This window comes from Sphaerisporangium corydalis (assembly GCF_025506355.1).
GTDB lineage: Bacteria > Actinomycetota > Actinomycetes > Streptosporangiales > Streptosporangiaceae > Sphaerisporangium > Sphaerisporangium corydalis.
Window position 1 is genome coordinate 18924 of sequence record NZ_JANZYP010000095.1, and the last position, 8492, is coordinate 27415.

Below are 8492 nucleotides of genomic sequence, written 5' to 3' on the forward strand. Positions count from 1 at the left end.
CTTTACCACTAGCATCCATCGCACACCTGCCGTAACGGCCGGTGCGCCTAATCCCAGGTGTCCCGCCTGGGAGCCGGGGACCCACTGGTTCTTGGGGTGAATCCACGCCTCGCGTGGTAGGGCGACTCCGGCCCGAACCCGTCAGCTAACCCGGTCGGCAGATGGAGAGGAGTGGGCTCTGCCCCCGATTTCCGGCCGCCGCGCATCCGTGGCCGCCAGCCTTGTGACCGTGGCCGGGCTGCTGCTCGTCCAGCCCGCGGCGGGATACGCCGCCCCCAAGCCCACCGAGAAGCAGCTCAAGACCCAGTTGACCTCGCTCGGCAAGAAGGTCGACAAGCTGATCACCCAGTACAACGGGAAACGCGTCGCCGTCGCCAAGGCCAAGGCCGCCGAGAAGGCGGCACGCGAACGCCTCCGGGCCTCCCAGGACGCCTACACCACGGCCCAGGGCCAGGTCGGCGACATCGCCCAGCTCAGCTACCAGGCGGGTGGCCTCGGCATGGTCGGCGAGTTCATGTCCCCCGGTTACGGCGACGCCGCCATGCTGGAGCAGCTCCAGGAGGAGCAGACCGCGCGCCTGTCCGGGTTCGCCGCGCTGCGGGACGCCCGCAAGAAGGCCTCCGACGACGCCTCCAAGCTCACCGCCGCGCTGAACGCGGACATCGTCGAGGTGACCGGGCAACGCGACGACGCCGAGAAGCTGATCAAGCAGATCAAGAACAAGCTGGACCAGCTCATCCCGACGGCGCCCGGCAAGCGGGCCAACGGCGCCTGGGCGCCCGAACTGCCCACCGGCGGCGACAACATCACCCCGCGGACCCAGCTCATGCGCGCGGAGGTGAAGGACCACTTCCCGATGCACTTCTCCATCGGCTGCTACCGCGCCGAGACCGGCGGCGAGCATCCCCTGGGCCGCGCGTGCGACTTCATGCTCAGCGCGGGAGGCGTGCTGCCCTCGGCCTCGGAGGCCGCCATGGGCGACCAGATCGCCGCATGGGCGATCAAGAACGGCCGCAAGCTGGGCGTCAAGTACGTCATCTACAAGCAGCGCATCTACAACCTGGGCTTCCCCGGCTGGCGGCCCATGAGCAACCGCGGCGGCATCACCGCGAACCACTTCGACCACGTGCACATCTCGATGTACTGACGTGCACATCTCGATGTACTGAGCCGCCAGGCGCCTGACCCGCGGTGATCCCGTCAGCCAGGCCCTCGGATGGAACCTCAGGCCATGTAGACCGGGGCGAGGTCGACGAATATGCGGTAGTCCGTGATCAGGCCGTCGTCGCCGACGCGCCAGATCGACACGGCCGCGACGCTGACGTCCTTGCCGTCGAGCCGCCGGTAGGTCACCTCGGTCTCGGCGATGACGTCGGTGTCCACCTGCCAGTTCCTGACGATCCGGTGCCGCAGGCCGCCGATGGTGGCGAAGAACCCCCGCAACCCGGCGGCGATGGTCTCGCGTCCGACCATCGGCTCGGCGTTGCCGAACACCAGTGTGGCGTCCTCGGCCAGCAACCGCACGAACTCGTCGGGGTCGAACGAGTCGACCGTCTGGAAAACGTGTCGCACCAGGTCGTCGGTCACACCGATCCTTCCTCGCGGTCGGGACCACTGGTGAGGACGATACGGCGCGAGAGCCGGCGCGCAACTATCGCCGAGGTGGGTATCGCGTCCCCGTGAGGCTCGCCGGAGAACGCGGGGGACGGTCCCCGCGAGGGCCGGGGGGCGTCAGTCGAGGCGGGCGGCGAGGGTCTTGGGGGCTATCAGGCGGAAGGCGTCGGTGACGATCTCGGCGATCTCGTCCCAGTCGGCGGGGACGTCGAGGTAGACGCCCAGCCAGCCGCGATGGCCCACGTACGGCGGGCGGAAGAACCGCTCGGGGGCCTCGGCGACCAGCGCCTCCTGGACACCGGGGGGCGCCGCGCACCAGAAGGCCAGCCGGTCGTCATGGTGGTGGTCGGCGAAGGTCACGAAGGTCTTCTTGCCCCGCACGAACCAGGTCGGCTCGCCATGGCTGGCGCGCTCGCTGGTCTCGGGCAGCGCCAGGCACAGGCGCCGCAGCTCCGCCAGCGCCTCGGCCGGCCCGAGCTCCGTCAGCTCCGGAAGAGGGTCACGCTTCTCCACGCCCCTAGCCTAGGGCATCGACCACGTGTTCGAAAAGCGTCACACAGATCGGCCTGACCTGGGGCGCGTGGAGGTCAGCCCGACAGGCGGATCGGGTTGACGATGTCGGCGTAGATGAGCAGGGTGCCCATCACCAGGAGCAGGGCCGCCATGGCGTACGTCAGGGGCAGGGCCTTGGCGATGTCCACGTAGCCGGGCATCGGCCTGCGCCGCACCCGGGCGTACCCCCGCTTGAGGCCCTCCCACAGCCCGCCGGCGATCTGCCCGCCGTCCAGGGGCATCAGGGGGATCAGGTTGAACATGCCGACCGCGAGGTTGACCCCGGCGAGCAGCTGGATGAAGACGACGATCTTGCTCTCCACCGGGGCCTTGGCCGCCGCGATCTCGCCGCCGATCCTGCCCGCCCCGACGACGCTGAACGGGCTGTTGAGGTCACGCTCGGCCCCGCCGAACGCGGCCTGCCAGACCCCGACCAGCCTTTGCGGGAACCGGGTGAGGGCCTCGGCGCTGCGCTTGGTCACGTCCCACATGACGGCGAAGACCGAGCCGAGCCCCTGCCGCTCCAGGACCGTGGTCGGGCCCACTCCCAGGTAGCCGACGGCCTTGTCGATCTTCGTGGGGTCGTCGACGGACGGGCGGTCCTGGGCGATGAGGGTCGCGTTGAGCGTCATGGGCTTGCCGGCGCGCTCGATGCCGATGGTGACGGGGCCCGCGCCGTGCGCGCGGATCACCTTCGTCGCGTCCTCCCAGGAGGCCACCGGCCTGCCGCCCAGCGAGACGATCTTGTCGTTGACCTTCAGCCCGGCCAGGGCAGCGGGGGTCGGCCGGTGGGCGGGGCCGCACTTCTCCCCCTTGAGCTGCTGCGCCTCGGTCATGACGCACTCCGACACCATGGACACGACCGGCTTGGACACCTGGACGCCGAAGCCCATCAGCATGATCGCGAACAGCACGAAGGCGAGCAGGAAGTTCATGGCGGGCCCGCCCGACATGATGATGACCTTCTGCCACCACAGCTTGCGGTAGAAGACCTTGTCCCCGTCGGCCGGCCGGATCTCCTCCAGCGAGGCCTGCCTGGCGCTCTCGATGAGCCCCTGCCAGGGGCCGGTGGACATGGTGCGCAGCTTGCCCGGGTCGTCGGAGGCCCGCGGGGGCAGCATGCCGATCATCCGGATGTAGCCGCCGAGCGGGATCCACTTCACCCCGTATTCGGTTCCGCCGCGCCGCGTCGACCACAGGGTGGGCCCGAAACCCACCATGTACTGCGTGACCTTGACGCCGAAGAGCTTGGCGGGGACGAGATGCCCGATCTCGTGCAAGCCAATAGAGATCATCATCCCGAGGAAGAAGAGGAGAAACCCGGCCACAATGAGCCAGTTCATAGGTGCTACCCCCGCCTGCGGAGAAGATGCCTGCTGTTTACATTGCCCCGTCCGAGAGTAACCGAACTTGGAGGGGGCTCCGGCCCGGTCGAGAAAACGGTCACTCAACGACCAAGCGTAGGAGTGACTTGCGCGGCGTGGACCGAATCGGGAGACTGCATTGACGGTAAGCAATCATGTACACACCGTGGGATATGAACCGGCGATGCGATAGGTGCCGGAATCTGTTCCAATGCCCCCCCAAGGAGCACCTTGATACGCATCCTGGTTGCCGAGCATCTCCCGCTGGTTCGCCGAGGGCTGGTGGCATCGCTGAACGGGGAGAAGGATCTCATGGTGATCGCCGACGTCGCCTCCGGCGAATACATCGTGCCGGCAGCCCTGGAGCTCACCCCGGACGTGGCGGTGATCGATGTGGACCTGCCCGACGTCGACGGCCTCACCGCCGCCGCCCGGCTGCACGAGCAGGCCCCCCAGTGCAAGGTGCTCCTGCTCTCGGCGCAGCCCAACCCGGGGCAGGTGCGGCGGGCCTTCACGGCCCACGCCCTGGGCTTCCTCAGCATCGACGTCGCGCCGGAGCACCTCGCCGACGGCATCAGGCGGGTGGCCGCGGGACGCAAGGCCGTCGACGCCGACCTGGCCATCGCCGCGCTGACGTCGGCGGACAATCCGCTGACCCCCCGCGAGCTCGACGTGCTGCGCATCGTGGCACAGGGGGCCGCCTCCAAGGAGGTGGCCGCGAAGCTCTACCTGTCCGTGGGAACGGTCCGCAACCACCTGTCGCGCATCATCTGCAAGACCGGGGCGCGCAACCGCTCCGACGCCGTGCGCATCGCCGCCGAGGCCGGGTGGCTGTGACACCGAGGCCGGGTGGCCGCGACGCCCGGGGCGGGTGGCTCTGACGCCGGACGGCCGGGCGTGGCGGAGGGGATGCCCGGCTAGGGCCGCCAGATGAGGATGAGCGCGCAGTCGTCGTTGTGCCCGGCCGACATGGAGTTGACCAGCGGGCGCGCGCCGTCGTAGAAGCCGGAGGGGACGAGGCGCTCGGCCTCGCCGAGGAGCCGGTCGAGCCCCGAGTCGATGTCGCGCCCCGGCTGCTCGATCAGGCCGTCGGTGTACAGCATGAGCGCGTCGCCCTTGCGGAGCACGCCGCTGTCCGGCTCGCAGTGCAGGTCGGGGACGACGCCGAGCACCACGCCCTTGGCCGCGGAGACCTGCCAGGTGCCGGTGCCGGCGTCGAACTTGACGACGGGCGGGTGGCCGGCCGAGGTGATGTCGTAGGCGCCGGTGGACAGGTCGAGCCGGAGGTGGACGGCCGTGACGAACCCCTCCCCCTCGGGCTGGCGGTGCAGGTAGGCGTTGCACGCGGGCAGGAAGGAGTCGACGGAGCCGAGCAGGCCGCCGAAGGTGCCCGAGAGCATGAGCGCGCGCGTGCCGGCGTCCACGCCCTTTCCTGACACGTCCACCAGCGCGATCTCCAGGATGGAGCCGTGCCGCATGGAGACGAGGAAGTCGCCGCCGAACGACGAGCCGCCCGCCTGCTTGAGCACGACGCGCGAGCCCCAGTCCTTGGTGGGCAGCGGCGGCAGCTCGCCCTGCCGCTTGAGGCGGTCGCGGAGCTCCAGGAGCATGACGTCGCCTCGCAGGCCCTGGACGCCGAGCTTGCCCCGGGTGCGGGCCATCATCGAGGCCAGGATCGTGGCGAACCCGATGGTCACCAGCAGGCCGGCGCCCACCGAGCGGGCGCCGAGGGCCAGGGCGACGTACGCCAGGGCGACGCCGACCACGCTCACGAGGACCAGGAGGCTGCGCAACCGGAGTTGCAGCCCGCCGACCAGCGTGACGAGGATGAACAGGCTCGGTGAGAACCACTCGGCCGAGACCCGGGCCGCGAGGCCGCCCAGCAGCAGGGTGAGCAGGCTCAGGGTGATCAGGAGATTCCGGTCACGCGCCAGCGGTCCCCTGCGCAGGAATCGCACGATCGGCACCAGGAACGGGATGCGTATCAGGATCGCGCGGAGCCGTGGGGGGATCAGCGGCACCGGACGGGAAGTCATGATGCACCTGACTCTATCTGCCCGTCTGTACTTTGGGCAGCCGACTTGACCAAGACCTTGATCATTAAACAGGGATATTAGGTGGCCGATCCGGTTTGCCCGGCCATAACGTTAATCGGGTGAACACGGAACCAAGCCCGCAGCCGGATCGGACCATCCGCCCGATCAAGGAATCCGAGTACGACAAATGGCTGGAGATCGACCAGGAAGCGTTCGCGGAGGACACCGTAGGACCGCGCGCCGAGCGCTTCAAGGCGCTTCTGGAGTTCGACAGGTCCCTTGGCCTCTTCGAGGGTGACCGGCTGATCGGCTCCACGATGGGGCTGAGCTTCACCATGACCGTGCCGGGCGGCCCGAGACGGGTCTGCGGGGTGACGGCGGTGGCGGTGCTCCCCTCCCGCAGGCGCCAGGGCGTCCTGTCCACGCTCATGCGCCGCCAGCTCGCCGACCTGCACGAGAGCGGCGAGCCGACGGCGGTGCTGTACGCCTCCGAGGCGGCGATCTACCGGCGGTACGGGTTCGGCAGGGCCGCCGACAGCCTGTTCTTCCGCATCCCCAAGCGCGGTTCGGAGTTCGTCCGCGACGCGCCGTCCGACCCCTCGCTGCGGCTGCGCGTCGTACGTCCCGCCGCGGCGCGGGCCGAGATCGAGAAGGTCTTCGACACCGTCCTCACGACCCGGCCCGGCCTTTACGCCCGGACGCCCGCGAAGTGGAACGCCCTGCTGGCCGACGACGAGGACGCCCGCCGGGGGGCCACCACCCTGCGCTGCGTGATCGCCGAGGACGACGCGGGGGTGCGGGGGTACGCGCTGTTCCGCCTCAAGGCGCACTACACCGATCATGACGTGGCCGACGGCGAGGTCCGGCTGATCGAGCTGTTCGGGCTGGACCCCGCCGCCTACGCCCTGGTGTGGCGGCACGTGCTCGACCGTGACCTGTGCTCGCGCGTGTACGCGTGGAACCGCCCGGCCGACGACCCGATCATGCATCTGCTCGCCGAGCCCCGCCTGCTGAACGCCGGATGGCTGGACGAGCTGTGGATGCGCGTGGTCGACGTCGGCAGGGCCATGCCCGAGCGCGCCTACGCCGCGCCGGTCGACGTGGTCATCGACGTGGAGGACGAGGTATGCCCCTGGAACGCGGGACGGTGGCGGCTGTCCGCCGACGCCTCCGGGGCCACCTGCGAGCGCACGGACGCCCCCGCCGACCTGCGCCTTCCGGTCCACGTGCTGGGCGCCGCCTACCTCGGCGGCAGGACGCTCGGGACCTACGAGGGCGCCGGGATCGTGCGGGAGGCCCGGCCCGGTGCGTTGCGGGCGCTTTCGACGGCGATGGCGTGGGATGTTCAGCCATGGGGTGGTCTGGTGTTCTGATCGCCGTCCTGGAGGGCCCGCGTTCTAGGATGCGGGTATGGCACTGCAGAGCTTGCAGATCACGGCGATCACGGCGATGCGGGCGCGGGACGTCTCGCGCCCGACCGCCGAGCACCAGGACACCGCCGACAGGCGTCCCCTTAGGGACGAAGCCCCCCGCAAGGCGGAGCCGCCCCGCGGCAGGCCCGAGCCGCCGCGCAGGCCCGAACCCCAGCGCAAGCCCGAACCCCGCCGCCGCAAGGACGGCTGAGCCTCGACGCCGGCCCTTGATCGCGGTGTGACGGGGGCGGTCAGGGGCTTACTGGGGCAGCGGCGGAATGGCGCCGGTCGTCTCGTAGGTGAACATCTGGGCGATGCGCCGGCTGTGCCGCTCGTCGCCCGAGAACGGCGTGTCCAGGAAGACCTCGACGAAACGGGTGGCGTCCTCGAGGGAGTGCTGCCGCGCGCCGAGGCTGATGACGTTGGCGTCGTTGTGCTTGCGGGCCAGCGAGGCGGTCTCCTCGCTCCAGGCCAGCGCGGCGCGGATGCCGCGCACCTTGTTGGCGGCGATCTGCTCGCCGTTGCCCGAGCCGCCGATCACCACGCCCAGGCTGCCGGGGTCGAGGACGACTCCCTCGGCCGCGCGGAGCACGAAGGTCGGATAGTCGTCCTCGGCGTCGAAGACGAAGGCACCGTCGTCGACGACCTCGTGGCCGTGCTCCTTCAGCCAGGAGACCAGGTGGTTCTTTAGTTCGTAGCCGGCGTGGTCGGCGGCGATATGGACGCGCACCGGCCCATTGTCGCAGCAGCGCGCGCCACTGGTCCATCCGGCCGCGCCGCGCCACCGATGATCGCGGTACAAGATCCTTGAGATGGCGGGAGATCACGGTACGCGACGTGGCGGAGATCGACGTACGAGGTGATGGGCGATCGGTATGAAGCGCGGCTCCTCGCCGGGGCGCATTCCGTTACAGTAAGCGGCAGTTCGCCACATGACCCCTTACAGGAGAGCTGCATGCGTGAGATCCGCGTGATCGGTGACCCGGTCCTGCGCACCCCCGCCGAACCCGTCGCGGACTTCGACAGGGAGCTGCGGCGGCTGATCGACGAGATGGTCGACGCGATGTACGCCGCCGACGGCGTCGGGCTGGCGGCGCCGCAGATCGGCGTGCCCAAGAGGCTGTTCGTGTACGACGCGGGCGGGCGCAAGGGTCACGTCGTCAACCCGGAGCTCGTCGTCGACGACACCGAGGAGGCCCTGGACGAGGAGGGGTGCCTGTCGGTGCCCAGCCGGGAGACCGGGAAGCCGCTGTACGCGCCGACGCCCCGGGCGTCGGGCGTGACGGTCAGCGGCTTCGACCGGCTCGGGCGGCCGGTGCGCGTACGGGCCAGGGGGTTCCTGGCACGGTGCTTCCAGCACGAGTACGACCACCTGGAGGGCATCCTGTACGTCGACCGGCTGGCCAAGGACGCGGCCAGGAAGATCCTCCTCCAGACCCACTGAACCACCCGGACCCGAAGGACGGCCTCCCTAAGGGAGGTGTTCGGGCACGGGGGGAGGGGCGGGGGTTCTC

Annotated in this window: 10 protein-coding genes and 1 riboswitch; of the genes, 5 read left to right on the forward strand and 5 right to left on the reverse strand. The window is 69.9% G+C overall.

What is annotated here, in order from left to right; translation table 11 throughout:
- Positions 1 to 34: 34 nt before the first annotated feature.
- Positions 35 to 174: riboswitch (cyclic di-AMP (ydaO/yuaA leader) on the forward strand.
- 34 nt (positions 175 to 208) lie between these two features.
- On the forward strand, positions 209 to 1147 hold the full coding sequence (locus NYZ98_RS38740; protein WP_262850027.1) for a hypothetical protein: 939 nt from the start codon (positions 209 to 211) through the stop codon (positions 1145 to 1147).
- Positions 1148 to 1224: 77 nt separating this feature from the next.
- On the opposite strand, the gene NYZ98_RS38745 is transcribed toward NYZ98_RS38740, so the two are convergent.
- From NYZ98_RS38745 to NYZ98_RS38755, 3 genes are all read right to left on the reverse strand, one after another.
- Positions 1225 to 1587 carry a nuclear transport factor 2 family protein gene (locus tag NYZ98_RS38745; protein WP_262850029.1) on the reverse strand — a complete coding sequence of 121 codons (363 nt, stop codon included), beginning with the start codon at positions 1585 to 1587 and terminating at the stop codon, positions 1225 to 1227.
- Positions 1588 to 1731: 144 nt separating this feature from the next.
- The gene (locus NYZ98_RS38750; RefSeq protein WP_262850031.1) at positions 1732 to 2127 is read right to left on the reverse strand and encodes an MmcQ/YjbR family DNA-binding protein; all 396 of its coding nucleotides are present in this window, start codon (positions 2125 to 2127) and stop codon (positions 1732 to 1734) included.
- Positions 2128 to 2201: 74 nt separating this feature from the next.
- Positions 2202 to 3509, reverse strand: coding sequence for a M50 family metallopeptidase (locus NYZ98_RS38755; RefSeq protein ID WP_262850033.1), 1308 nt, complete (start codon positions 3507 to 3509; stop codon positions 2202 to 2204).
- A gap of 252 nt (positions 3510 to 3761) precedes the next feature.
- Here NYZ98_RS38755 and NYZ98_RS38760 point away from each other — a divergent pair, with 252 nt between their 5' ends.
- Positions 3762 to 4367: a response regulator transcription factor gene (locus NYZ98_RS38760; RefSeq protein WP_262850035.1), complete on the forward strand. Its 606-nt coding sequence runs from the start codon at positions 3762 to 3764 to the stop codon at positions 4365 to 4367.
- 80 nt (positions 4368 to 4447) lie between these two features.
- Here NYZ98_RS38760 and NYZ98_RS38765 read toward each other — a convergent pair whose 3' ends face one another.
- The gene (locus tag NYZ98_RS38765; RefSeq protein ID WP_262850038.1) at positions 4448 to 5566 is read right to left on the reverse strand and encodes a PP2C family protein-serine/threonine phosphatase; all 1119 of its coding nucleotides are present in this window, start codon (positions 5564 to 5566) and stop codon (positions 4448 to 4450) included.
- Between the two features lie 119 nt (positions 5567 to 5685).
- Between NYZ98_RS38765 and NYZ98_RS38770 the strand changes: the two genes are divergently transcribed.
- Positions 5686 to 6939, forward strand: coding sequence for a GNAT family N-acetyltransferase (locus NYZ98_RS38770; RefSeq protein ID WP_262850040.1), 1254 nt, complete (start codon positions 5686 to 5688; stop codon positions 6937 to 6939).
- A 37-nt stretch (positions 6940 to 6976) separates the two neighbouring features.
- A complete protein-coding gene (locus tag NYZ98_RS38775) occupies positions 6977 to 7189 on the forward strand; it encodes a hypothetical protein (protein ID WP_262850041.1) in 213 nt (70 codons plus the stop codon).
- Between the two features lie 48 nt (positions 7190 to 7237).
- Here the strand turns inward: NYZ98_RS38775 and NYZ98_RS38780 are convergent, their stop codons facing one another.
- Complete coding sequence (locus tag NYZ98_RS38780) at positions 7238 to 7708, reverse strand: ribose-5-phosphate isomerase (RefSeq protein ID WP_262850043.1); 471 nt, start codon at positions 7706 to 7708, stop codon at positions 7238 to 7240.
- A gap of 225 nt (positions 7709 to 7933) precedes the next feature.
- Here NYZ98_RS38780 and def point away from each other — a divergent pair, with 225 nt between their 5' ends.
- Complete coding sequence (gene def, locus NYZ98_RS38785; RefSeq protein WP_262850045.1) at positions 7934 to 8422, forward strand: peptide deformylase; 489 nt, start codon at positions 7934 to 7936, stop codon at positions 8420 to 8422.
- Positions 8423 to 8492: the final 70 nt, after the last annotated feature.

Bases quoted from the DNA above. Each gene is read 5' to 3' on its own strand.
- def (WP_262850045.1), top strand. From the start codon at position 7,934: ATGCGTGAGATCCGCGTGATCGGTGACCCGGTCCTGCGCACCCCCGCC.
- NYZ98_RS38755 (WP_262850033.1), bottom strand. From the start codon at position 3,509: ATGAACTGGCTCATTGTGGCCGGGTTTCTCCTCTTCTTCCTCGGGATG.
- NYZ98_RS38775 (WP_262850041.1), top strand. From the start codon at position 6,977: ATGGCACTGCAGAGCTTGCAGATCACGGCGATCACGGCGATGCGGGCG.
- NYZ98_RS38765 (WP_262850038.1), bottom strand. From the start codon at position 5,566: ATGACTTCCCGTCCGGTGCCGCTGATCCCCCCACGGCTCCGCGCGATC.